The sequence below is a fragment of the Shimia sp. MIT910701 genome (assembly GCF_047126315.1).
Classification (GTDB): domain Bacteria; phylum Pseudomonadota; class Alphaproteobacteria; order Rhodobacterales; family Rhodobacteraceae; genus Shimia.
Map to the genome: position 1 here is coordinate 2,019,219 of NZ_CP138953.1, position 23,105 is coordinate 2,042,323.

Here is a 23,105-nt window from a genome sequence, read left to right on the forward strand (position 1 = left end):
TTGAAATGTTTTTTTGGGAAATGTACTTAATGCAGTAAAAACAATTGACACCGAGATAGCGGAGTGTTTTTTATGGATTAAAGACTAATTGTCGCAGAAAGGAGTGCGACGCATTTTTGGGGGGAAGGTAGATGGCCGCAGTGGGAGAGCCCAAGGTTATTCTTCGGGCGCATGGCCTTAGCAAGCACTACGGTGGCGTCGTTGCGTTGGATTCCGTAGATCTGGATCTGATCGAAGGCGAAGTCCTTGCGGTCGTTGGCGACAACGGTGCAGGCAAATCTACACTGATCAAGACCTTGACCGGAGCCATCTCTAAAACCGCAGGTCAGGTTGAAATGGATGGCAAATCGGTCGAGATCAATTCGCCCACGGATGCCAAGGCCGCGGGTATCGAAACGGTCTACCAAGATCTTGCATTGGTGAACGAGCTTTCCATTACCAAGAACATGTTTTTGGGGCGAGAAATCAAACGCTCCGACCTATTTGGTCGCCTGTTTGGAGCTTTGGATTTTGCCACGATGGACAGCGAAATTCGCGCTCTATTCCAAAAGCTGGATATTCGTATTGCCGATATCTATCGCGAAGCTGAGGCGTTTTCAGGTGGGCAGCGTCAGGCTGTTGCACTGGCAAAAACCGTGATGTTTGGCAAGCGCATCGCCATTTTGGATGAGCCAACTGCTGCGCTTGGTGTGCGGGAAAGCAAGATGGCAATGGACCTTGTACGCTCGCTAAAGGACCACGGCCTATCTGTGATTATGATCACCCACAATATGCAACATGTGATGAATTACTGTGATCGCGTCATGGTGTTGCGCCTCGGCCGGCTGGCTGCGGTCCGTGACGTGAAAGATGTGGATGGCGATACGCTGGTGGGTCTGATCACCGGTGCAACCGAAGGCAAGGCTGCGTGAGATGTCTGAAATGACCCAAAATTCCTCAAACCAGATTTCCATGCCCCCGGCAACGGCCACCAGCTTTGAGTTGCTAAAGCACCAATTTCAACAAATCTGGCAGGTCCTGGCGGCCTTGGTTCTGATTTATTTGGTGTTTTTTGTTCTGTCTGAACCTTTTCGAAGCCTGGACACCTTGCTGTCTATCTTTGGACAGGCCTCGATCTTGGCCATTTTGGCCTGCGGAACCACGGTGGTTCTGATTTCGGGGGGGTTGGACCTCTCGGTGGGCTCCATTTTTGCTGTGGTTGGCGTGGTCGTTGGGATTGCATTGGCGCAATACGAATTGCCAGTGTCTATAGCTGTACTGATTGGTCTCTTTGCCGGCGCTGCGATGGGTGCGTTGAATGGGGTCATACAGGTTTTTACCAAGGTGCCAGCCTTTATTGTGACGCTTGGAGGGCTGACCGCCTATAAGGGCATCGCTGAAATTCTTGCGAGTGGCCGTGACCTGTCGCGGTTCCCCGAGAGTTTCCAGGTTCTGGGGTCCGGCTATCTGGTGCCGATGATCGTCATGTTCGGTGTGGCGCTGCTGACGGGGCTATTTCTGACGAAAACCCAGCTCGGAAACCATGCCTTCGCAATCGGTGGTAACGAAGAGGTGGCGCGTCTGTCCGGTGTAAATGTGCGCAAGAGCCGGATTTATTACTACATGATCGGTGGTCTATTGGCGGCTACGGCAGCCATACTTGAAGTCTCAAAACTCAACTTTGCGATGCCAGCGCGCGGTCAAAGCTATGAACTCTTTGCGATTGCGGCGGTTGTGATCGGTGGGACGAGCCTGTTCGGCGGCCGCGGCGGTGTAGGCAAAACCTTGATCGGCATGTTGATCATGCAAACGATTATTGTCGGGCTGTCCTACTTGGGGGTCGGAACCTCAGTTCAAAGGATTGCGATAGGCATCATCATTATCTTGGCGGTCTATTGGGACGTCTGGAGACGACCGTCTCGGTAACTATCTGAAATTTATAAAATTCTGCTGGGCAAGGAGGATTGTCCACAGGACAAGTCCGCCTGAAACCAACGGGCTGAGCTAAAACCTAAAGGGAGGAAGACCATGAAAATGAAAGCTCTAAAAGGCATTGTAACAACCCTGGCCGTCACTACGGCTCTCGCTGGTGCGGCCTTCGCAGAAGATCTGCGCATCGCCTACACTGGCTATTCCACAGACAACACGTTCTGGATTGGCGTCGCGAAAGCAGCGGCTGCACAGGCCGACGAAATGGGCGTAGAGCTACTGGATCTGACGGCTTCTTCGCCTGATGCGGCAGCACAGAAAGACGCTGTTGATCGCGCGATCAATATGGGTGTGGATGGGATCATCATCGGTTCTGTTGATAACCGCGCCTTTGACGCGTCTCTGGACAATGCAAAGCGCAAAGGCATTCCTGTTGTCGCTGTAGATACTGGGATTGAGCACGAGCATGTGGCGAGTCTCGTCCAGACAGACAATCTTGCTGCAGCTGGTGTTGCGGGCGATTACATCGTAGACCAACTTGAAGAAGGTACTGTTCTTATCCTAGGAGGTTCGGCAGGCCACCAAACAGGCAATGCACGTCGTGACGGTGTCAAAAACGCAGCTGAAGCTGCGGGCCACGAAGTGATCTTCCAGATTTGTGATTGGCAGGATGCCTGTGCTTACGAAACCACGGTGAACTTCCTGCAGTCCAACTCGGACATCAAGGCGATTTTCTCTGCATGGGACCCAGGCGCCTTGGCGGCGGTTTCTGCGGCGACCGAACTGGGCAAGATCGACGATCTGGTGATCGTGGGCTTTGACGGCAATCCGGCGAACCTTGTGTCCATCGAAGCAGGTGAACAGGCTGCGACAATCAAACAGGACAATACCCGTATGGGTGCGGAAGCGGTTCAGAATCTGATCGGTCTGATCAAAGGTGATGAAGTGCCAGCCTTTACCCCAATCGACGGCATTCTGATCACATCTGATAACGTGGGTGAATTTAAGTAACACTCGCTTCACTGTCGCCCGCGAAATGCGGGCGACGCACTTTCCGACTACTTCCAGAAGGCCCCCCGTTTCATGCAAGCATTGGTTATCTCATCTGTCGGCAGCACCGCATTCCAGACGATGGAAAAACTCGAACCTGGGCCCAGCGAGGTTCTGTTGGATGTTGGCTGCGTGGGTCTTTGCGGCAGCGATCTGAATACTTTTCGTGGCATGAATCCGTTGGCCGGGTTGCCTAGAATTCCTGGCCACGAAATCGGAGGCACGGTTGTCCAATGTGGTGCAGATGTCCCGCAGGAATTCGCGCCAGGTTCTAAGGCGATTGTGGTGCCTTACACTGCCTGCGGTAAATGCGCCTCGTGTCGTGGTGGGCGGGTCAATGCGTGCCGATACAATGAAACACTTGGCGTGCAGCGCGATGGCGGAATGGCAGATCAGATCGTAGTGCCTTACGATAAGCTGATTTTGAACGATAAACTCTCGATGGCCGAACTGGCCTTGATAGAGCCGCTTTCGGTTGGATTTCATGCGGTTAGCCGTGGGTCGGTAGCCTCCGAGGACACGGTATTGGTCTTGGGCGCTGGAATGATAGGCATTGGCGCAGTTCTTGGGGCAATTGCACGTGGCGCACGGGTTATTGTGGCAGAGGTCAGCGAGGTCAAACACGACACTCTTCGCCGGTTGGGCGCTGAGACGGTGATCAACCCGATGACGGAAGACCTTCAAGCTCGGATCGATGTCCTGACCGAAGGGGAAGGGGTAGATGTGGTGATTGAAGCCGTTGGCATCCCTGAAACCTTCCGCAACGCGATTGATTTGGTCTGCTTTAGTGGCCGGGTTGTCTATGTCGGCTATGCCAAATCAGAAGTCAGCTACAACACTTCGCTCTTCAATTTGAAAGAGCTCGATATCATGGGCTCTCGCAATGCGACGCGCGCTGATTTTGAGGATGTGATGAATTACGTCGAAGCCAATCGCAACCTTGCAGAACTACTGATCTCGCGCACTTTGCCTTGGAACGAAGCCGCAGAGGCATTCCCTTATTGGGAAGCAAACCGTCAACACACCTTCAAAATTATGATCGACATGCAGGGTCGCACCAATGACTGATAGCTCTCTTCTCGCACAGAAATACGGTTTGACGGGTAAAAAGGCCCTTGTGACCGGGGGCGGTACGGGGCTGGGCAAAGCCATTTCTAAAAGCCTTGCTGAAAGCGGTGCGCAGGTGGTGATCGCAGGCCGTCGCGAAGATGTCTTGCAAAACGCTTGCGAGGAGATTGGGCATGGCACCGCATATCAGGTACTTGACCTAACAAATATGTCTGAGATCGCGGGGCTTGCGGCTCAGATGCAGGCAGAGCACGGCAGCTTTGATATTCTGATCAACAACGCCGGCAACACTGTTAAAAAACCATTCATGGAATCCGACCTGAGTGAGTTTGACAGTGTATTTGACGTTCACGTTCGAGGCGCTCTTGAGCTCAGCCGTGCGGTTATGGGTCGGATGTTGGAAGAGGACAGAACGGGTTCAGTTCTATTTATCTCCTCCATGACTGCTTATATCGGTCAACCCAATGTCTCAGGCTATACGATTTCGAAAACCGCCATCAATGGCGTGATCCGGGCATTGTCCGCAGAGTTCGCTGAAAGCGGCATTCGTGTGAATGGCGTGGCCCCGGGATGGATCGACACGGATGTGTTCCGTGCCGCCACAAAGGGTGACCCCGAACGCAAAGCCAAAATCATGAGCCGGATCCCGATGGGGTCGCTTGGTGATCCCGAAGACATCGGCTGGGCCTGCGCTTTCCTTGCGTCACCGGCAGCGAAATATATCACCGGCCAAGTCTTGCTTGTCGATGGCGGTGGAGCAACCGGATTTTGAGGGCAGTGACCATGACGGATAAAGATCTGTTTCGGGTGATGAGAGACAAACTGTTTACCGCTGCTGTTGGCGATGTTTTGGATGTTTTGGGCTATCGCCATCAGTTTCTACCACAGCCCATCAAACCACTGCTGCCCGACACGAAACTCGCTGGCCGTGCAATGCCGGTTTTGGAAGCAGATTATCTGGAAGGGGAAGGTCACGGCCCCTTATCAGATCAACCTTTTGGCCTGATGTTTGCGGCTCTTGATGATCTAAAAGAAGACGAGATTTACATCGCTACAGGATCATCGTTGGAATACGCTCTTTGGGGCGGGTTGATGTCCACTCGAGCGCTACACCTAAAGGCAGTAGGAGCAATTTTAGATGGGTATATCCGCGACACCGCTGAAATCCGAAATCTAGGGTTTCCAGCTTTTTCTCGCGGCGCCTTTGCTCAGGATCAGGGCGTGCGCGGGAAGGTGTTGGATTACCGCATCCCAATCTCAATCGAAGGCGTGCGTATTGAAGACGGCGACCTGATATTTGCCGATGATGAGGGAGTTCTGATCATTCCGAAAGCCGTTGAACAGCAGGCCATTTCTGACGCCTTACAAAAGGTCCGCACTGAAAACGACGTTGCGAAGGCCATCCGTGCAGGCATGTCTACGCAAGAGGCTTTTGCAACTTTTGGTGTAATGTAGGACAGTTAGACATCACGCTAAGCAACTTACGGTCTCTCAATGTCACGTGATAATTCAATATACAAAGATAGCCTAAACCGTAGCCTAGATTACGTCGCGACGTTGGGGGTTGAGAACACACTGCCTTCGGAGGTGGAGTTGACCCAAATGCTGGGCATCAGCCGAACCACCGTCCGTGCCGTGCTGAAACAGTTGAATGAGGCGGGTATCATTGAATGGGCTGGGCGCAGCAAAACCGTTTTACGCAAGCCTAAGGCCACAGACTATTTCGCCAAGGAAGAAACACTGTCCACGAGCGAACGGGTCGAAACCCAGTTCATGGAACACATTCTGGGCGGTGACCTTAAACCCGGCTCAATTTTGCATGAAAGCGAGATGGTGCGAGAATTTAATGCCAGCACCTCGGTTCTGCGGGAGTGTTTGATCAAGTTCTCTCGCTTTGGCTTGATAGAAAAGGAACCAAATCGCCATTGGGTTTTGCGGGGGTTCACGCAAGAGTTCGCGATTGAGCTGTTTGACGTTCGAGAGATGTTTGAACTGCGTGCCCTACGGAATTTGGTTTCGCTTGGATCTGAAGGTAAGGCTTGGAAGGATTTGGTTTCTTTGGATGTGGCACATCACAAGATCATCGACAGCATTGAAACAGAATATCTGAATTTTCCGCGCCTCGACGAACAATTCCACCGCATCTTAGTAACGGACCTCAAGAACCGTTTCATCGATGACTTTTACGAACTGGTCTCTGTGATTTTTCACTATCATTACCGCTGGAACAAACAGGACGAACGCGCGCGCAATTTGGTTGCTGCGCATCAACATTTGGATGTCATCACATCCCTGCAGGCAGGCGATACCGACACCGCCGTCCTCAAGTTCCAAGACCACCTGATCGCTGCGCGGACAACGCTGCTGAACTCTGTCTCTTGGGAAGCCGAAACATGAGCAAATTGCCAAACACAGACCCCCGGCTGTTAGTGCTTGCCTTGGGTGACAACGTTGGCGTTTTGACCACGACGATCAAAGCCGGTGAGATCATCCAGATCGCGGGCCACTCCGTGACCATCAAAGATACGCTTGGCCTCGGGCACAAATTGGCTTTGACGCCAATTCCTAAGGGGGCTGATATTCTAAAATACGGCTTCCCTTTGGGGTATGCGGCCTCCGATATCGCAGTTGGGGACCATGTGCACGTCCACAACCTAACCAGCCGACATACCACAGTTGAGATCATGGAGTAACGCATGAGCGAGATGATGGCCTGGAAACGCGGGGATGGGCGCAAGGGGATACGCAATGTGATCTTGGTTGCATACCTCGTAGAATGTGCGCACCACGTGTGCAAACAAATCGCGCGGCAGTTTGACGAAAGTGACGTTCAAGTCATTGGATTCTCAGGGTGCTTTCCGTCTGACTATGGTCAAGATATGATGGAAGCGCTTTGCACGCACCCTAATGTCGGCGCTGTGCAATTGGTGTCACTGGGCTGTGAAAACTTCAAAAAGATGCAACTGGCAGAAGCCGTTCGTGTCTCGGGACGCCCGGTGAACGTGATCACCATTCAAGACACAGGTGGCACCGCTGCGGCAGTCGCAAAGGGGCGTGATTGGATTGCGCAGACACAGGCGGAGATCAACGCTTTGCCGAAAGTTCCGATGGATGTCTCTGAGCTGGTCATTGGCACAATTTGTGGCGGTTCGGATGCGACATCTGGTATCACAGGCAATCCGGCGGCAGGGGTCGCTTTTGACAAACTGGTTACAAAGGGCGCGACCTGTATCTTTGAAGAAACCGGAGAGCTAATTGGCTGCGAACACGTCATGGCCGAACGCGCCGTGTCCCACAGCCTCCGACCAGCGATCATTCGGACCGTCGAAAAGGCCGCGAGCTATTATGCGGCCATGGGATATGGATCTTTCTCGAACGGCAACGCGCAGGGAGGGTTGTCGACCATCGAAGAAAAATCACTCGGCGCCTATGCGAAGTCAGGTCAAAGCCAGATCAGCGGCATCTTGCGACCAGCGGAACGGGCCAAAACAGGCGGGCTTTACTTGCTTGATGTGGTGCCTGATGGGCCTCCAAAATATGGCTACCCGAACATCAACGACAATGCTGAGATCATTGAGTTGATTTCATGCGGAGCACATGCCGTGATCTTCGTTACAGGGCGAGGATCCGTTGTCGGGTCTGCGATCTCTCCCGTGCTGAAGGTCTGTGCCAACCCTGAGACTTATGACCGTATGTTTGCCGATATGGATGTAAACGCCGGGCGTATTTTGAGAGGGCAGGGCGATCTGGAAGAGGTCGGTACTGAGATTTTTGACAAACTCATTGGGCTGGGTGCTGAGGGAAAGACCGCGTCCGAGGCGCTTGGACATGTTGAGTTCGTGCTGACCTATAAAACCGCGGCTCCCTTCGAGCCCGGTTGCCACCCAAACTAGAGCTATTTTATGTTGAACGAAACGCATCGCTTATCCTTGGGCACCGCCGCATTGGCTGGGCTTTATCGTCCCGTCAGCAAAATTGCGGTCCAAGAGGTCCTAAATACGGCTTGGGCTCAGGGAATTCGCTATTTCGACACCGCACCGCATTATGGCAATGGTGCAGCAGAGGGCCTGCTGGGGGATTTCTTACGAGATCGCGCGGGCTGGGTCCTATCTACCAAAATCGGAAGGGTGTTAACTCCAGACCTAAATCCTCCCGATGTGGTGAATGGGTTTCACAATGCATGGCCATTCAAACAACATTTCGATTTCACTTACGACGGGATTATGCGCTCTGTAGAGCAAAGCTATCAGAGGCTTGGGCTCAATCGTATCGATATCCTGTTCGTGCACGATATAGGTGACCCGGATGCTGGGACAGATACGCTTGAGCATCGTTCACAGCTTCTAGATAGCGGCGTAAAAGCGCTGGAAGAGCTGAAAGCAAGTGGAGACATCAAAGCGGTCGGGCTGGGTGTGAACACTGTTGAAATTTGTGAAGAGATGATTGGTCAATTTGATATGGACTTGATCTTGCTCGCAGGGCGCTTCACGCTTTTGGATCAATCCGCGCAGGCGCGGCTGTTTGATCAGCTTGTCGCGCACGGCATTCGGCTTGTGATCGGCGGGGTGTTCAACTCTGGTATTCTGGCTACGGGACCGGTGAAAGGTGCGCACTTTAACTATGCGCCTGCATCTGAGGATATTCTCGCACGCGTTGCGAAGATTGAGACTATTTGCGCTAGCCATGACGTGGCCTTACCTGCCGCTGCACTGCAATACCCTGATCAAAGCCCGCTTGTGGCTTCGACATTGGTGGCGACGACAAAGGCCTCTTCCTTGTTGCGCAACATGGAACAATTCCGGGCCACTCTTCCGGCAGCTTTGTGGGACGATCTGCGCGTCCAGGGACTGATTGGAAGCGATGCATGATCGTCGACGCGCATCAGCACTTTTGGACCTTGAGTCGAGGGGACTACCCTTGGCCCAATGCCTCGGTCGCTCCAATTTACAAGGATTTTGGCCCCACTGACCTGGCACCACTATTGCAGACTGCAGGCGTTAATAAGACGGTGATTGTCCAGGCGACCGACACTGTCGCGGAGACAGACTTCATTTTGGAGATTGCTGAGAAAACGGATTGGGTCGCAGGCGTTGTCGGCTGGGTGGATCTTAGTGCTGAGGACGCGATAGAGATCATCGACAAGCTAGGTTGCAACCCGGCGCTCAAGGGCCTACGCCCAATGTTACAGAATGTCGAAGACACAAATTGGATACTTCAAGACAAAGTGCAGCCAGCTTTGGTGCATATGGGAGAGGTTGGTCTCTGTTTTGATGCGTTGATCCAACCCCGGCATTTGGCGGCAATACACAAAGTAGCGATGCGACATCCCGATCTGAAGATCGTGGTCGATCACGTTGCCAAACCTGCCATGGGGGACGGACAAAGGCCTGACCCGGCTTGGCTGTCTGGCATGGCAAAACTCGCAGAGATGCCCAATGTACATTGCAAGCTTTCGGGGATGGTCACGGAAATCGGTCCCGATTGGCAATTTGCTGATTTGGCCCCGTTTGCCGAACACGTTTTGGCTAGGTTCGGGCCGGAGAAGACAATATTTGGCAGCGACTGGCCTGTGGTGACCCTCGCTTCATCGTACAAAATTTGGCGCCAGACTGTAGATCGTCTGCTATCCGACTATACCGAAACGGAACGTGCCCAAATCATGGGGGGCAATGCGATGTCCTTCTACAATCTTTCAACGGCATAGGAATTTGTGATGGTACAACGCATGGGTATGATCATTGGAATCTCTCCCGACGATATTCCTGAATATAAACGTCTCCACGCGAATGTTTGGCCGGAGGTTTTGGCGCGGTTGAAAAAGTCCAATATCTCAAATTATTCGATATTCCTGAGAGAGCCTGAAAACCTGATGTTCAGCTATTGGGAATACACGGGTGAGGATTTTGACGCCGATATGGCTGCCATTTCTGAGGATGAAGTGACGCAAAAGTGGTGGTCGGTGTGTGGCCCAATGCAGCGCCCACTAGAAACGCGCGGGAATGACGAGTGGTGGGCCGGAATGGAGCATGTGTTCTATTTGAAATAAGCGCTGAATTGGCGTGGCTCGCCAAATATTGGGCTTACTTCGACTTTGTGCTCCCTCAACAAAACTGTGCCACAGGCGCTGACGTCATACAGTTGGCACAAGCTTTGTCGTTTTGGGGGTTGGCTCCAGTCAACGCCCAAGACAAAGTCGTTTCGGCTAGTGATCGCCAGTAAGCCCCAACAGAGTGCCTGTATAGTTCGATACAACAGAAGGTCTTGTCAGAGCGATGGCACTTGAGGCTGGTCGGGCTGGGAAGTAGCGTCCCTCCATGGCCAATAAATCCCCTTTTCGCTACTTTCGAACGTCGCCAGAGATCATTCGGCTGGCGGTAATGATGTATGTCCGGTTTCCGCTATCGCTCAGAAACGTCGAGGATTTGCTTCATGAACGTGGCATCGATGTGAGCTATGAATCTGTGCGTTTCTGGTGGCAACGGTTTGGTCCGAAGTTTGCCTCCGAAATTCGCAAGAAGCGGTCTCAATCGATGCGCAATCACTCGAACTGGAAGTGGCATCTGGATGAGATGTTCGTGAAGATCAACGGTGAACGGCACTACCTTTGGCGAGCCGTAGACCACGAAGGTGAGTTGCTCGAAAGCTTTGTCACGAAGACACGTGACATGAAGGCCGCGTTGAAATTCCTCAAGAAATCAATGCGTAGATACGGTCGCCCAAAGGTGATCGTAACCGATAAACTTGGATCGTACGGTGCTGCGATGAGAGAAATCGGTAATGTGGATAAGCAGGAAACAGGCCGTTGGGTCAACAATCGAGCGGAAAACTCACATCTTCCGTTTCGACGACGAGAACGAGTGATGCAGCGCTTTCGCAGGCTTCGAAGTTTGCAGAAGTTCGCTTCCGTCCACGCCTCTGTTCTCAACCTCTTCAATTCGGAACGCAGTTATTATTCCAGGTCGAAATTCAAGTTGAACCGTGCCGTCGCTCTCTCTGAGTGGCGTGGTCTCTGCGCAGAATAAAGGGCAGTGTCGCTGTCCAAGCTGAGACGAGTTCGAATCCGTCTGACAGCACCGCCACCTTATCTAAGTCATTGATTTGTAAGGTGAGAATTGCATGTAGTACAGGGGTGCATGTAGTACGTGGTGTACCACATCGACGAAGACGACGGAGGCGCACACGAGGAAGCTCGTGACATGCGCTATCTCGAAAGACCCCGAGGCAAGGGCTACTCTCTGCGCATCAAGACACCTGAAGTGTTGGTCGGTACCGAAAACCCTTGGACAGGGAAGCCGTTCGGTAAGACCCTCAAGCTGGGTTTGGACACCACGAAGTACGCTGAAGCCGTGCGGACGAGAGATGTGCGCATCGGTCAACTCTGGCAACTCGAGGCTGAGGCCAAGAAAGCCAAAGGTCAAAAGAGCATCGGCGGCATCATCGATCTCTCACCAGAGAATGCCAAGGCTTGGCGGGAGCTGCGGGCAGTCGAAGGTGACGAGCATGACCTGATCCTGACAGAGCAGTTAGACAGGGCCACGGAAGCAGGCTACGCGAAAGAGGCCCAGCAGTTCGCTGATGTGGTCCTCAAGGGAAAGCTACCGCTGGCCGAGGCGTTGGAGCAGTATCTGGACGACAGGTTGGAGGGAAACCCACTCGGGCTTGACCCACTAAAGCGCTCAACTATGAACGACGTGAGGTCCTCAGTGAAACATCTGGCGGCCTACTTGGGAGACGGCGCGACACTTGCGGATGTCACAGCGCAGAGTGCGTTTAAGTTTCAAACTGAGTACCTACCACTGACGGCCAAGGTGTCGCCTACGACGGTCGATAAACATACTACACACTTGCGCGGGCTGTGGGCGTGGGCAATCACTGACAGGCGTGTCTTGAGGGGGAAAGGCGGTAGCGCTGTCGCCAATCCTCGGGTCCGCGAGGCGCAAGGCATCTCCCGTAAGAAGACCAACAGGGCGAAGAAGGCCCAGAAGCGTGATGCCTTTACTGCATAAGAAGTGACCAAGCTCTTCATGGCGGAGCCGGATTGGGGAACCAAGAAAGCCGACATACTGAGGCTATCACTGTCTACTGGGGGCAGGGCGGACGAGGTCGCTTCCCTAGAGTTGAGGCATGTCGAACCCGATGGCTCAGGCTTCACTATCCCAGACGGCAAGACCGACAACGCACGACGCTTCATACCGCTTGTTGAAGACGCCCAGCGCCTACTGGCAGCGCGTGTGGGGGGCGCTACGCAGGCGCAGCATGACCGACCCAGCGACAAGCGTAGGCTTTTTCATGAGTGGCCACAGAGGCCCAGCAACGGCAAGGCAAGCTCAGTGTCGCAGTGGTTTACTCGCTTCAGGCGGGACACTCTAGGTGCCGACACGGACGGACGACTGGTTATGCACTCGTTCAGGCACACATGGGCTACACATGCGAAGAGAGCAGGTGTTCCCAGAGATGTTCGGCAAGAGTTGGGCGGTTGGGCGAAAGAAAAAGAAGCCATGGACGTGTATGACCATGGCCTAGAGCCTAAGCAGCTGCGGGAGTGGCAGCAGAGGGTCTGGGTCGCCTTAAAGGAGGCCGGATACCTTGAGGCGTTTTAGAGGTCAGATACGATGAACTTTGAGCTAGGAGATGTCTACGGAGCGGAAGGCAGCGGAGGGGCGGGCTTGTTGTGGTTCGCGGCCTATATTGCGGCAATCCTCTGTATACGCTGGTGCCTTGGGGTGATTGGGAAGTTGAAGGCAAAGGAGCGGTTTACCAAAGCAGCGATAGGCGGGACACTTGGCGCGGGTTTGGGAGTACTGGCCATCGGGGTACCGGTAATGCTGTTGCAAGAGTTTGGGTTAGTACTGGAAGCCGAGACGTTCAACGCTTCTGTACAAGTAGGCGCGGCGGTGTTTTTCGGTTGGTGGGGCCGTGCAAGTTGGGGTGATACGGCGTAAGTTTGAGGCCCAGCGTCCAACAACGCACTTCAACTCTTCGACTTCAACAACAGCAACATCCGCGTGATCGACATCGACGGCGAGCCTTGGTTCCAAAAACTCTGATGACGGACACAACCTCTTCAATTCGGAACGTAGACATTACTCCAGACCAAACTTCAAGTTGAACCGCGCCGTCGCCCTCGCCGAGTGGCGCGGTCTCTGTGTGGAATAAGGAGCAACGGAACTGTCCTAACTGAGACAAGTTTGAATCCGTCTGACAGCATCTCTATAAGGTTTAACGAAAAATTTAGACTTTTTTGTTCAAACCGTAGGATGTAGGAGTGAAGAACCATGACATTGTTTCGTATCGCAATTTGTACCATCGTCACGACGATTGCGTCCCTAAATCTTGGTAGTTCCGCCACAGCGCAATCAGTTATTCTTACGATTACTGGCGAAATGTCACTTGCAAATAATAAAAATACTATAGATTTTGACAGGGACAGCCTAAAAAAGATGGCTTGGAAAGACGTGACTGTTGAAAATTCATTTTTGGATGGCGCTCACAGTTTTTCAGGAACTCCATTAGCCGATTTGCTCAGATTTATAGGTGTATCATCAGGGAAATTAAGAGCGCTAGCATTAGACGGATACAGCGTTGAAATACCAGTTTCTGATGCATTCCAAAAAGATGTTATCCTTGCGATGGACCATAATGGGAAGCCAATGAGAATAAGAGACAGGGGGCCAATATGGATAATTTATCCAAAGCAGAAGGATCTAAGTTATAGATCAAGCGATGATGAAAAAATGATATGGCAACTTAGGTATATAGAAGTACTTGCTGATTAATAAGTAGACCGCCCTTCTGGATCAGAGGTATAAATTTGAGACTAAGCAACTTGAAGACAGTTATAGCGGTATTTCTTTTGCTGGCCCTGCAATTGATCTTTTTTATTGATCATCGAGAGCAGGAACTTCTGAGGCAAAGATCACTGGAAAATACAGCCGAAACGAACTGGAGGCTTAGTGAAGTAATATTTGAGGCTCAAAATGTAGTAAAAATTATCGATGATATAATATATCAAAATCAGGTTGGAAAAAAAGAAGAAGGCGAAAAGTACGAAACTGCATTACTGCGCTATGAAATACTATGGAGCAATGTTGATATTGCGCTGAGTACAGACTTGCGATTCTTTCCAGAATTCAAGAAGCCCATGGATGAACTTAAGTCTTACTTGCAATCAGTCGAAGAAGCAATTTACTCAAGTGTTCCTTTGCAGAGTGACTTTCTGAGCATAGTTCAAGACAATATAAATTTTCATGCAATGGCATTGCATGGAGAGTGGCAAAAGACTTATATCTCGAGGGCATTTCCTAAACGTGACTATGAACGGATGGTCAAATCACGTGAGGCGATGCGAGAGCGAATAGTTTTGGGTCTCATATGCTTGCTAACTATATATCTTATTATAGAAGCAAAATTTCTGTCTCAGGCAAGAGATAAGGAACATACTTTGCGCGCACAAGCCCAAGCAGCGTCATTGGCGAACAAAACGAAGACACAATTTCTCGCAAACGTAAGTCATGAAATAAGAACTCCGCTCAATGCCATTATCGGGGTGACAAACGAGCTCCTCGAAACGCCGGTGACAAAGGATCAAAGAGATTGTCTCAAGGTAGTATCGCACTCGGGCAACTCATTATTGAGAACTATAAATGATTTGCTGGATCTCTCTAAGATTGAAACGGGAAAGATTGATTTTGAATTTAATGAGTTCAATATAAGGGATAGCTTGAGAACTTGTATAGGCCTCTATGCGCCTCTGGCTCGTGAAAAAAGTAATTCCCTAAAGCTACAATGCGATGATAACCTTCCTTATGTTCTGTTTGGAGATGAAACGCGCATCAATCAAGTTTTACATAACCTTATTGGAAATGCTATAAAATTTACTGAAATGGGTTGCATAGAGGTCAATGTCAGGCGAGCAGAACGCGACGGCTTTGTTATATTTGAAGTGCGCGATAGTGGGGAGGGGATTAATCCAGAATTACATGAAAGAATATTCGAGCCTTTCTCCCAAGCTGATAGTAGTATCAGTCGATCAAAGGGTGGAACTGGGCTAGGGCTGACTATATCGAAAAATCTGTGTCAAAGTATGGGTGGTGACTTATACGTAAAGAGTGAAAGATTTGAAGGCTCTGTATTTTGGTTTGAGTTACCTCTATTGGAGGGGGTGAAAGGTGAAAAAAATGATCTGGGTCTGATAGGTCAGGTTGGAAATGAGGTTGATCTGTCGGAATGTGAAATTCATCATATATCGGGTAGCTTGCTTATTGCTGATGATAATAAATCTAATATATTTCTATTAAAAAGATATCTTCGGAAAACGCAGCTTCATATAGATGAGGTTGGGAACGGTTTGGCCGCTGTGAAGGCTGCAATTAAGAATGAATACGATGTAATTCTTATGGATGTGCAGATGCCAATTATGGATGGAATTGTGGCAACAAATCTTATTCGGAAAAATGAATCGAAAAATATGAAGAAAAGGGCCAGAATTATTGCTGTGACTGCAAATGTTATGAGCCATCAGATTTCAAATTATATCGAGAATGGTGCCGACGATGTGGTGAGTAAACCAGTTTCAAAGAGCGAACTTCTGGAAAGACTTTGTCAGAGGGATGGCTCTTGATGAGGGTAGGGCGGTTGCGTAGCCTCGCTCCATGACCAAACGTAGCCCCTTCCGTTGCTTTCGAACGTCACCAGAAATCATTCGCTTGGCGGTGATGATGTATATCCGGTTTCCACTGTCGCTCAGGAACGTCGAAGATCTGCTACACGAACGCGGCATCGACGTGAGTTATGAATCTGTTCGGTTTTGGTGGCTGAGGTTTGGGCCGAAATTCTCCTCGGAAATCCGCAAGAGACGATCTCAATCGATGCGTTGTCACTCGAACTGGAAATGGCATCTGGACGAGATGTTTGTGAAGATAAACGGCGAGCGGTACTACCTTTGGCGGGCTGTCGATCACGAGGGCGAAGTCTTGGAAAGCTATGTGACAAAGACCCGAGATAAGAAGGCAGCATTGAAATTTCTCAAGAAATCAATGCGTAGGTATGGCCGCCCAAATGCGGTCGTGACAGACAAGCTACGCTCTTACGGCGCCGCGTTGAAGGAAATTGGCAACGCGGACCGGCAAGAAACTGGCCGCTGGGTGAATAATCGAGCCGAGAATTCCCATCTTCCATTTCGACGAAGGGAGAGGGCGATGCTGCGCTTCCGGCGATTGCGAAGTCTGCAGAGGTTCGTGTCCGTCCACGCCTCTGTTCTCAACCTATTCGACTCGGAGCGCTGTCTCCAATCCAGACCAAATTTCAAGTTAAACCGTGCTGCTGCTCTCTCTGAGTGGCGCCAACTTTGTGCGGATTAAAGAGCAGCATCACTGTCCCAGCTGAGACGAGCCCGAATCCGTCTGACAGCACCGTTTGGCCGCTACGGCTATCGGCAGATCGCGGCTCTGCTCAGAGAGGCGGGTTGGTCCGTGAGTGATGGTCGTGTCGAACGGCTATGGCGACGAGAGGGGCTGAAGGTTCCAGCAAAACAACCGAAGAAGGGGCGGCTTTGGTCATGTCAGAGGAAACCGGCTTGAGACGAATAGGGTGGGGCGGTAGCGTTACGCTATGCCAAAACCATCCTCATTTCGCTACTTCAAAACCAGCCCTGAGATCATCCGCCTTGCAGTGATGATGTACATTCGGTTTCTACTGTCGCTCAGGAACGTCGAAGATCTGCTACACGAACGCGGCATCGACGTGAGCTATGAGTCCGTTCGGTTTTGGTGGCAACGGTTCGATCCCAAATTCGCAAGAGACGATCTCAGTCAATGCGTTGCCACTCAAATTGGAAATGGCATCTGGACGAAATGTTCGTGAAGATCAACGGCGAGAGGTACTACCTTTGGCGGGCCGTTGATCATGAGGGTGAGGTCCTAGAAAGCTATGTGACGAAGACGCGAGATCGGAAGGCAGCATTGAAATTTTTCAAGAAATCAATGCGTAGGTTTGGCCGTCCTGAAGTAATCGTCACAGACAAGCTTCGATCCTACAGTGCAGCATTGAAGGTAATTGGCAACGCAGGTCGGCAGGAAACAGGTCGCTGGGTGAACAACCGAGCAGAAAACTCGCACCTGCCTTTTCGACGAAGAGAACGTGCCATGCAGCGTTTCCGGCGGCTACGAAGTTTGCAAAAGTTCGCTTCAGTCCACGCTTCTGTTCTCAACCTCTTCAATTCGGAGCGCAGTCTCTATTCTAGACAAAATTTCGAACTGAACCGTGGCGCCGCTCTGACCGAGTGGCGCCAACTTTGCGCCGAATAAAGGGCAGAAAATCTGTCCTAGCTGAGACTCGTTCGAATTAGTCTGACAGCACCTCAGTGTGGAGTAAAGGGCAATGGAACTGTCCTAACTGAGACGAGTTCGAATCCGTCTGACAGCACCATTTTTCGAGAAAATGAGGTTGCGTGGAGGGAGCCAGGTTGATAACAATCTTCTGGTGTCAAATTGATACCTTCTGGATGTCAAATTGTGAGAAAAGTAATATAAGAAAACGAAAGTAAGTAAAATATGACGAATGAAAATGTAGCAATTTCGAGAAAAAAACTTGATATTGAAGCACCATTGGTCGCTTCTGAAATCCTCGATAAGTGTATGTACACTGGCTTATTTGGATCAATCGACTCAATGAGGATGGCGGAAGCTTCAGAAGTTATTCTGAGAAGGTGTGAAAGCGAAAAATCTGAATATATGATCATTGATCTTGCAAATGTAGATGCAATAGATTCAGCAGTCGCTCAAAACATTGTGACGTTATCACAATCACTATCTCTCATGGGGGTATCATCAATTATATGTGGTATACGTGGAGACTTAGCAAGAGTGCTAGCTCTGACAAAGGTTTCCTTCGGTAATGTTAGAATTTTTTCAAACCTTAAGACATCAATTGTATATGTTCTGGAAATGCAGGGGAAAGAAATAACGCAGAAAGAAAAAATTGCGCGAGATCTATAAGTCAATACCAATAATAACTTTTAGTGATGTTCGGGTTGTATCCTGCATAATTAGAAGCGTGGCGCAAAGAATAAATTTTGCTAACTTTGATATTGCAAACTTGCAGCTCGCATCAGCGGAAATCTCTACTAATATCCTTAAATATGCGAGCTCAGGAAATGTCAGTATATATGTAGGTTACGATTCAAATGAAATTCGGCTTGTATTCGAAGATGATGGGCCTGGTATAAAGTTTCCACAACTAGCACTACTAGATGGATATACAACATTTCATGAGGCGAGTTTGGGTATTGGTCTTGGAGCCGCGAATAGAAGTGTTGACCAGTTAATACTGAAAAACTTAAAACCTAACGGTCTCCGTGTTTGCCTTGTTAAAAAGCTGGGACGTAGGTCAAGTACTGTATAACTAAAATGTACTACATTTTAGAAAAATAATAAAGTAGTGATGAGCTGTAATGAGTTTTAAGGGGAAGAAGAGAAATGGGGTGAAAAATTGAATATAGAAAGACATTTTTTTGAGAATATTAGGCAGGTCTTTCTTTCGATAGCCGGATTTCTTGAGTCTGGCCTTGTTGTTCTCGATAAAAATAATAGTGTGGATGTTATAAACAGTGCCGCGCTCGACTTACTGAATGCTTCTGATCAGTCGCTGGAGGAATGTGTCGACCAAAAATTCTCCTCGATAAGTGCAATATCTAAAAATATAAGTGATAAGATAGAGCAACTTTTATTTACCAATAAGAAGAGACAGTTTAGCGAGCAGGTAAAGTCTTCAAATGAGAGGGTTATACGCATTAGGGCAATTAAGAAGCTTTCCTGGACAATTGTAGTAATAGATGACTTAACTTCAACTAAGGGCCTTTTGTATGAGGCGACACATGATTACTTAACTCAATTATACAATAGGCGATTTTTCGAAAGTCGATTGGGTGTATTGTTGGAAGGTTCAGGTCAATATGAATCTAGTGATGTAGTCGCTTTTATTGACCTAAATGGGTTTAAAATCATAAATGATTTAGCTGGGTACATATGTGGCGATGAAGTTCTTAAAATGGTTTCAACCTCAATATTGAGCTATATCGGGCCTTCAGATGTAGCATCCAGAGTTGGAGGGGATGAGTTTGCGATAATTTTTAAGAATACTTCTCTTGAGAACGCTAAGAGTTCGATTGGCCTGATGAGAAAAAGAGTAAATGAAATCATAGTTCATCATAGAGGGGATCGTATTCGAGTAGACTTTTCGGCTGGTTTAACAAAGTTGGACTCTGGAAATTTCAAAAATGTTGGAGATTTAATTTCATATTTGATGGCCGTTTGTAGAGTGGCTAAATCATCTGAGGCTGACAAAATACTTGCTGTTAGATCAAGGGAAATTGATAAAAGTATCATAATTACTGACTCTGGCATATCAAACTCAATTGCTAATGCTCTTTTGGATAACGAGTTTGTTCTTTTTGGTCAAAAAATTGAAAGTAGAATTGACAAATCATCGCAGAATTTTGAAATTCTTCTTCGACTGAAATCTGCATCAGGAGAGTATATTTCTCCCGCGGTTTTTCTTCCGGTGGCAGAAAGGTTTAGGATGATGAGTGATATCGACCAGTGGGTTATTATTAACTCGTTTAAAAATTCAAAAAAGGGTTTAAGATTCTTTATAAATATTTCCGGTAATTCATTCTGTGACTTAGATTTTCCAAAATTTGTTGAACTTGAGGCAGCGCGATATAGTGTAGATCCAAACGAAATTGTTTTTGAGATTACTGAGACGCAAGCGTTAAGTAATCTTGAAGCCGCCCGGGCAAATATTGTGTATCTCCAAAGACTAGGTTTTAAAATTGCTTTAGATGATTTTGGTGCGGGATTTTCCTCTCTTTTGTATCTCAAAAGCCTACCGGTCGATATACTCAAAATTGACGGTCAAATTGTAAAGGAAATGCACTATGATAATATTTCTTTTAATATGGTTAAGATGATCTGTAGTATGGCTAAAGAAATGAGCCTTGAGGTTGTTGTGGAGTTTGTTCATTGCAAAGAAGTATATGAATTGCTCATCAAATTTGATGTTGATTTTCTGCAGGGTTTCTATTTACATGAGCCGACTGAGCTGATTGATCTGACAAACATTTGATTTATTATAGGGTGTTGTGCTTTTAACCGGCTTGCTTTTTCTTAGCTTAAGGGTTTTATTAAGTATTTTGTCGTTTATATATTCTTGCAGCGAAAGGAGATATAGATTGTAACTTTTAATGTACAATCCTATTTTACGCTTACCAAAGCTTAGGGTCAGGACTCATAGCCAGTAAATAACGAGAGCTGCGAGGGCGATGGCGGACAGGAAGACCTTCGGGCATCTGTCGTATCCAGTTGCGACCCGCCGCCGATCCTTCAACCTGCCGAACATGATTTCGATCTGGTTGCGCCGTTTGTAGCGGCGCTTATCGTACTTTACAGTCTTTTTGCGCCGCTTTCGACCAGGGATGCAAGCGCGTATCCCTTTGTCTTTCAACGCTTCTCGGAACCAATCGGCGTCATAACCCCGATCTCCAAGCAGCCAGTCCACTTTGGGCAATCTGCTCACCAATGCCCGCGCGCCGATGTAGTCGCTGACTTGCCCGGCTGTAACGAACAGGTTGAGAGGGCGTCCCCGGCTGTCGCAGATGGCGTGCAGCTTGGTATTCATACCGCCCTTGGTTCGGCCAATCAGGCGTCCTCGCCCCCCTTTTTGACGCCCAAACTGGTCGCGGTTCGGTGAGCCTTGAGGTAGGTGGCGTCAATCATCACAGTCCTCTCTTCGCCGTGTTCGGCAGCCAGACCTACCATCATCTGCGCGAAGATACCTTTGTCGCTCCAACGCTTCCAACGGTTGTACAGCGTCTTGTGCGGCCCGTACTCCGCAGGTGCATCGCGCCACCGCAACCCATTGCGATTAATAAAGATAATCCCGCTCAAGACACGTCGATCATCGACGCGTGGTTTGCCGTGGGATTTAGGAAAGAAGGGCTCAAGACGCGCCATCTGCGCGTCCGTCAACCAGAAAAGATCAGACATGTTCACCGCTCGTTTTCAAACCGTGAAGCATGCCATTAGACGGAAATCAATGGGTCCTGACCCTAGAACTTCAAATCTTGGCCCTTCAAATTGACAGATAACGCCCTCATCGAAGGCTTCAACGGGAAGTTTCGGGTAAAGCGACTGGATACGCACTGGTCCATTGATCAGCCCCACCCAAGTGGTCCAGTTTGATTGTTAGTGCATGATTGGCCTCTGGTCCATCGGGACGACGGTTTCCGGCGCCGGCGGGCGGTAGCCCAGAGCACTATGCGGTCGTTTGGTGTTGTAGTGTTTCCTCCATTGTTCGATCAGGATTTGAGCCTCGCGCAGGCTGTAGAAGACCTCACCGTTTAGAAACTCGTCGCGGAACCGGGCGTTGAAGCTTTCGAAGTATCCGTTCCGGCAGTGTCAGAGGGATGTGACTTGAGGCGGGCAGGTTGGGGAAGTAGCGTTCAGGCATGGCCAACAAATCTCCCTTTCGCTACTTTCGCACCTTCCCAGAAGTCATCCGCCTAACGGTGATGGTGTACATCCGGTTTCCGCTTTCGCTTCGGAATGTGGAGGACCTCCTGCATGAACGAGGTATCGACGTAAGCTACGAATCCGTACGCTTTTGGTGGCAGAGGTTTGGCCCCAAATTTGCGTCAGAAATCCGTAAGAAGCGAACTCAAATCATGCGTCATCACTCGAACTGGAAATGGCACCTGGATGAAATGTTCGTGAAGATCAATGGCGAACGGCACTATCTTTGGCGGGCCGTCGATCACGAAGGTGAAGTTCTGGAAAGGTATGTGACAAAGAAACGAGACAAGAAAGCAGCATTGAAATTCCTTAAGAAATCAATGCGCAGCTATGGCCGACCTGAAGTCATTGTGACCGACAAGCTTCGATCCTATGGTGCTGCGTTGAAGGACATCGGCAGTGCTGATCGACAGGAATCGGGGCGCTGGGAAAACAATCGCGCCGAAAACTCGCACTTGCCCTTTCGACGAAGGGAGCGGGCGATGCAGCGCTTTCGGCGACTTCGAAGTTTGCAGAAATTCGCCTCCGTCCACGCCTCGGTCCTCAACCTCTTCAATTCGGAACGTAGCCACTACTCTAGACCAAACTTCAAGTTGAACCGCGCCGCCGCCCTCGCCGAGTGGCGGGGTCTCTGTGTGGAATAACGGGCAACGGAACTGTCCTAACTCAGACGAGTTCGAAGCCGTCTGACAGCACCTCCCTTTAGCTACTTTCGTACCTCCCCAGAAGTCATCCGCTTGGCTGTGATGATGTACATTCGGTTTCCTCTTTCGCTCCGTAATGTCGAGGATCTGCTACACGAACGCGGCATCGACGTGAGCTATGAGTCTGTTCGGTTTTGGTGGCAACGGTTCGGTCCCAAATTCGCATCGGAAATCCGCAAGAGACGATCCCAATCGATGCGTTGTCACTAGAACTGGAAATAGCATCTGGACGAGATGTTTGTGAAGATCTGCGGCCAGCGATACTACCTTTGGCGGGCCGTTGATCACGAGGGTGAAGTCCTGTAAAGCTATGTCACGAAGACGCGAGATCGGAAGGCAGCATTGAAATTTCTTAAAAAATCAATGCGCCGCTACGGTCGGCCAGGCACGCTCGTTACCGACAAACTCCGCTCTTACGGTGCTGCGATGAGTGAAACTGGCAACGCGGACAGGCAAGAAACTGGCCGCTGGGTGAACAATCGCGCAGAGAATTCCAATCTGCCATTTCGGCGAAGAGAGAGGGCGATGCTGCGCTTCCGGCGATTGCGAAGTCTGCAGGAATTCGCGTCCGTCCACGCCTCTGTTCTCAACCTCTAAAATTCGGAGCGCAGTCTCTATTCTAGACAACATTTCAAACTGAACCGCGTCGCCGCTTTGGCCGAGTGGCTCCAACTTTGCGTTGAATAAAGGGCAGAAATCCTGTCCTAGATGAGACGAGTACGAATCCGTCTGGCAGCGTCAGGTGGGGCTGATCAGAAGAAACTGATTTCACGCAAAGAAATAAGTTGCGATAGTAACGTGAGGCTGC

Annotated in this window: 24 protein-coding genes and 4 pseudogenes; 26 read left to right on the forward strand and 2 right to left on the reverse strand. The window is 49.8% G+C overall.

Annotated elements, in window-relative coordinates; all coding sequences use genetic code 11:
- The first annotated feature begins 131 nt into the window (after positions 1-131).
- The 24 genes and pseudogenes from SIB38_RS09615 (at position 132) to SIB38_RS09730 (ending at position 20,148) form a co-directional block, all read left to right on the forward strand.
- Positions 132-911: an ATP-binding cassette domain-containing protein gene (locus SIB38_RS09615; RefSeq protein WP_412551909.1), complete on the forward strand. Its 780-nt coding sequence runs from the start codon at positions 132-134 to the stop codon at positions 909-911.
- Positions 912-951: 40 nt separating this feature from the next.
- Complete coding sequence (locus SIB38_RS09620; RefSeq protein WP_412551910.1) at positions 952-1,905, forward strand: ABC transporter permease; 954 nt, start codon at positions 952-954, stop codon at positions 1,903-1,905.
- Positions 1,906-2,007: 102 nt separating this feature from the next.
- The gene (locus SIB38_RS09625) at positions 2,008-2,919 is read left to right on the forward strand and encodes a sugar ABC transporter substrate-binding protein (RefSeq protein ID WP_412551911.1); all 912 of its coding nucleotides are present in this window, start codon (positions 2,008-2,010) and stop codon (positions 2,917-2,919) included.
- Between the two features lie 72 nt (positions 2,920-2,991).
- Positions 2,992-4,026, forward strand: coding sequence for a zinc-binding alcohol dehydrogenase family protein (locus SIB38_RS09630; RefSeq protein WP_412551912.1), 1,035 nt, complete (start codon positions 2,992-2,994; stop codon positions 4,024-4,026).
- Entirely contained in the window at positions 4,019-4,798 is a 780-nt protein-coding gene (locus tag SIB38_RS09635) for an SDR family NAD(P)-dependent oxidoreductase (RefSeq protein ID WP_412551913.1), read from the forward strand. Before SIB38_RS09630 ends, SIB38_RS09635 begins: the two co-directional genes overlap by 8 nt.
- Before the next feature lie 11 nt (positions 4,799-4,809).
- The gene (locus SIB38_RS09640) at positions 4,810-5,481 is read left to right on the forward strand and encodes an RraA family protein (protein WP_412551914.1); all 672 of its coding nucleotides are present in this window, start codon (positions 4,810-4,812) and stop codon (positions 5,479-5,481) included.
- 39 nt (positions 5,482-5,520) lie between these two features.
- Positions 5,521-6,423 carry a GntR family transcriptional regulator gene (locus tag SIB38_RS09645; protein WP_412551915.1) on the forward strand — a complete coding sequence of 301 codons (903 nt, stop codon included), beginning with the start codon at positions 5,521-5,523 and terminating at the stop codon, positions 6,421-6,423.
- The gene (locus tag SIB38_RS09650) at positions 6,420-6,719 is read left to right on the forward strand and encodes a UxaA family hydrolase (protein ID WP_412551916.1); all 300 of its coding nucleotides are present in this window, start codon (positions 6,420-6,422) and stop codon (positions 6,717-6,719) included. The genes SIB38_RS09645 and SIB38_RS09650 overlap by 4 nt, the downstream gene beginning before the upstream one ends.
- 3 nt (positions 6,720-6,722) lie before the next feature.
- On the forward strand, positions 6,723-7,919 hold the full coding sequence (locus tag SIB38_RS09655) for a UxaA family hydrolase (RefSeq protein WP_412551917.1): 1,197 nt from the start codon (positions 6,723-6,725) through the stop codon (positions 7,917-7,919).
- 9 nt (positions 7,920-7,928) lie between these two features.
- Positions 7,929-8,894 carry an aldo/keto reductase gene (locus tag SIB38_RS09660; protein WP_412551918.1) on the forward strand — a complete coding sequence of 322 codons (966 nt, stop codon included), beginning with the start codon at positions 7,929-7,931 and terminating at the stop codon, positions 8,892-8,894.
- A complete protein-coding gene (locus SIB38_RS09665) occupies positions 8,891-9,730 on the forward strand; it encodes an amidohydrolase family protein (protein WP_412551919.1) in 840 nt (279 codons plus the stop codon). The genes SIB38_RS09660 and SIB38_RS09665 overlap by 4 nt, the downstream gene beginning before the upstream one ends.
- A 9-nt stretch (positions 9,731-9,739) precedes the next feature.
- Complete coding sequence (locus SIB38_RS09670; RefSeq protein WP_412551920.1) at positions 9,740-10,072, forward strand: L-rhamnose mutarotase; 333 nt, start codon at positions 9,740-9,742, stop codon at positions 10,070-10,072.
- 268 nt (positions 10,073-10,340) lie between these two features.
- Positions 10,341-11,048, forward strand: coding sequence for an IS6 family transposase (locus SIB38_RS09675; RefSeq protein ID WP_412551921.1), 708 nt, complete (start codon positions 10,341-10,343; stop codon positions 11,046-11,048).
- A gap of 174 nt (positions 11,049-11,222) precedes the next feature.
- Positions 11,223-12,032, forward strand: coding sequence for a hypothetical protein (locus SIB38_RS09680; protein WP_412551922.1), 810 nt, complete (start codon positions 11,223-11,225; stop codon positions 12,030-12,032).
- 18 nt (positions 12,033-12,050) lie between these two features.
- Positions 12,051-12,626, forward strand: coding sequence for a tyrosine-type recombinase/integrase (locus SIB38_RS09685; protein WP_412551923.1), 576 nt, complete (start codon positions 12,051-12,053; stop codon positions 12,624-12,626).
- Between the two features lie 12 nt (positions 12,627-12,638).
- Complete coding sequence (locus SIB38_RS09690) at positions 12,639-12,968, forward strand: hypothetical protein (RefSeq protein WP_412551924.1); 330 nt, start codon at positions 12,639-12,641, stop codon at positions 12,966-12,968.
- A gap of 333 nt (positions 12,969-13,301) precedes the next feature.
- The gene (locus SIB38_RS09695; protein ID WP_412551925.1) at positions 13,302-13,802 is read left to right on the forward strand and encodes a molybdopterin-dependent oxidoreductase; all 501 of its coding nucleotides are present in this window, start codon (positions 13,302-13,304) and stop codon (positions 13,800-13,802) included.
- Positions 13,803-13,852: 50 nt separating this feature from the next.
- On the forward strand, positions 13,853-15,646 hold the full coding sequence (locus tag SIB38_RS09700; protein ID WP_412551926.1) for an ATP-binding protein: 1,794 nt from the start codon (positions 13,853-13,855) through the stop codon (positions 15,644-15,646).
- Between the two features lie 31 nt (positions 15,647-15,677).
- Entirely contained in the window at positions 15,678-16,385 is a 708-nt protein-coding gene (locus SIB38_RS09705) for an IS6 family transposase (protein ID WP_412551927.1), read from the forward strand.
- 51 nt (positions 16,386-16,436) lie between these two features.
- Positions 16,437-16,580, forward strand: a pseudogene (locus tag SIB38_RS09710) (IS3 family transposase); the annotation flags it as partial.
- A gap of 55 nt (positions 16,581-16,635) precedes the next feature.
- Positions 16,636-17,330: pseudogene (locus tag SIB38_RS09715) on the forward strand (IS6 family transposase).
- A gap of 246 nt (positions 17,331-17,576) precedes the next feature.
- Positions 17,577-18,020, forward strand: coding sequence for an STAS domain-containing protein (locus SIB38_RS09720; RefSeq protein ID WP_294118148.1), 444 nt, complete (start codon positions 17,577-17,579; stop codon positions 18,018-18,020).
- Positions 18,004-18,426, forward strand: a complete 423-nt coding sequence (locus SIB38_RS09725; RefSeq protein ID WP_412551928.1) for an ATP-binding protein — start codon at positions 18,004-18,006, stop codon at positions 18,424-18,426. The genes SIB38_RS09720 and SIB38_RS09725 overlap by 17 nt, the downstream gene beginning before the upstream one ends.
- Positions 18,427-18,513: 87 nt before the next feature.
- Complete coding sequence (locus SIB38_RS09730; RefSeq protein WP_412551929.1) at positions 18,514-20,148, forward strand: EAL domain-containing protein; 1,635 nt, start codon at positions 18,514-18,516, stop codon at positions 20,146-20,148.
- Positions 20,149-20,310: 162 nt separating this feature from the next.
- On the opposite strand, the gene SIB38_RS09735 is transcribed toward SIB38_RS09730, so the two are convergent.
- Both SIB38_RS09735 and SIB38_RS09740 read right to left on the reverse strand, forming a co-directional pair.
- Positions 20,311-21,068, reverse strand: a protein-coding gene (locus SIB38_RS09735) for an IS5 family transposase (protein WP_412551930.1) whose coding sequence is annotated in 2 segments (ribosomal slippage) — positions 20,311-20,747 and positions 20,747-21,068 — 759 coding nt in all. Because the reading frame shifts where the segments join, the coding sequence is not laid out codon by codon here.
- Positions 21,069-21,266: 198 nt separating this feature from the next.
- Positions 21,267-21,470 (reverse strand): annotated as a pseudogene (locus SIB38_RS09740) (integrase core domain-containing protein); the annotation flags it as partial.
- A gap of 59 nt (positions 21,471-21,529) precedes the next feature.
- Here SIB38_RS09740 and SIB38_RS09745 point away from each other — a divergent pair.
- Together SIB38_RS09745 and SIB38_RS09750 are read left to right on the forward strand one after the other, a co-directional pair.
- The gene (locus tag SIB38_RS09745) at positions 21,530-22,237 is read left to right on the forward strand and encodes an IS6 family transposase (RefSeq protein WP_412551931.1); all 708 of its coding nucleotides are present in this window, start codon (positions 21,530-21,532) and stop codon (positions 22,235-22,237) included.
- 102 nt (positions 22,238-22,339) lie between these two features.
- Positions 22,340-22,984 (forward strand): annotated as a pseudogene (locus tag SIB38_RS09750) (IS6 family transposase).
- The last annotated feature ends 121 nt before the right edge of the window (positions 22,985-23,105 follow it).

What these genes read in the sequence shown, in the direction of transcription:
- SIB38_RS09615 (WP_412551909.1), top strand. Translation starts at nt 132, where the DNA reads ATGGCCGCAGTGGGAGAGCCCAAGGTTATTCTTCGGGCGCATGGCCTT.
- SIB38_RS09620 (WP_412551910.1), top strand. Translation starts at nt 952, where the DNA reads ATGCCCCCGGCAACGGCCACCAGCTTTGAGTTGCTAAAGCACCAATTT.
- SIB38_RS09625 (WP_412551911.1), top strand. Translation starts at nt 2,008, where the DNA reads ATGAAAATGAAAGCTCTAAAAGGCATTGTAACAACCCTGGCCGTCACT.
- SIB38_RS09630 (WP_412551912.1), top strand. Translation starts at nt 2,992, where the DNA reads ATGCAAGCATTGGTTATCTCATCTGTCGGCAGCACCGCATTCCAGACG.
- SIB38_RS09635 (WP_412551913.1), top strand. Translation starts at nt 4,019, where the DNA reads ATGACTGATAGCTCTCTTCTCGCACAGAAATACGGTTTGACGGGTAAA.
- SIB38_RS09640 (WP_412551914.1), top strand. Translation starts at nt 4,810, where the DNA reads ATGACGGATAAAGATCTGTTTCGGGTGATGAGAGACAAACTGTTTACC.
- SIB38_RS09645 (WP_412551915.1), top strand. Translation starts at nt 5,521, where the DNA reads ATGTCACGTGATAATTCAATATACAAAGATAGCCTAAACCGTAGCCTA.
- SIB38_RS09650 (WP_412551916.1), top strand. Translation starts at nt 6,420, where the DNA reads ATGAGCAAATTGCCAAACACAGACCCCCGGCTGTTAGTGCTTGCCTTG.
- SIB38_RS09655 (WP_412551917.1), top strand. Translation starts at nt 6,723, where the DNA reads ATGAGCGAGATGATGGCCTGGAAACGCGGGGATGGGCGCAAGGGGATA.
- SIB38_RS09660 (WP_412551918.1), top strand. Translation starts at nt 7,929, where the DNA reads ATGTTGAACGAAACGCATCGCTTATCCTTGGGCACCGCCGCATTGGCT.
- SIB38_RS09665 (WP_412551919.1), top strand. Translation starts at nt 8,891, where the DNA reads ATGATCGTCGACGCGCATCAGCACTTTTGGACCTTGAGTCGAGGGGAC.
- SIB38_RS09670 (WP_412551920.1), top strand. Translation starts at nt 9,740, where the DNA reads ATGGTACAACGCATGGGTATGATCATTGGAATCTCTCCCGACGATATT.
- SIB38_RS09675 (WP_412551921.1), top strand. Translation starts at nt 10,341, where the DNA reads ATGGCCAATAAATCCCCTTTTCGCTACTTTCGAACGTCGCCAGAGATC.
- SIB38_RS09680 (WP_412551922.1), top strand. Translation starts at nt 11,223, where the DNA reads ATGCGCTATCTCGAAAGACCCCGAGGCAAGGGCTACTCTCTGCGCATC.
- SIB38_RS09685 (WP_412551923.1), top strand. Translation starts at nt 12,051, where the DNA reads ATGGCGGAGCCGGATTGGGGAACCAAGAAAGCCGACATACTGAGGCTA.
- SIB38_RS09690 (WP_412551924.1), top strand. Translation starts at nt 12,639, where the DNA reads ATGAACTTTGAGCTAGGAGATGTCTACGGAGCGGAAGGCAGCGGAGGG.
- SIB38_RS09695 (WP_412551925.1), top strand. Translation starts at nt 13,302, where the DNA reads ATGACATTGTTTCGTATCGCAATTTGTACCATCGTCACGACGATTGCG.
- SIB38_RS09705 (WP_412551927.1), top strand. Translation starts at nt 15,678, where the DNA reads ATGACCAAACGTAGCCCCTTCCGTTGCTTTCGAACGTCACCAGAAATC.
- SIB38_RS09720 (WP_294118148.1), top strand. Translation starts at nt 17,577, where the DNA reads ATGACGAATGAAAATGTAGCAATTTCGAGAAAAAAACTTGATATTGAA.
- SIB38_RS09745 (WP_412551931.1), top strand. Translation starts at nt 21,530, where the DNA reads ATGGCCAACAAATCTCCCTTTCGCTACTTTCGCACCTTCCCAGAAGTC.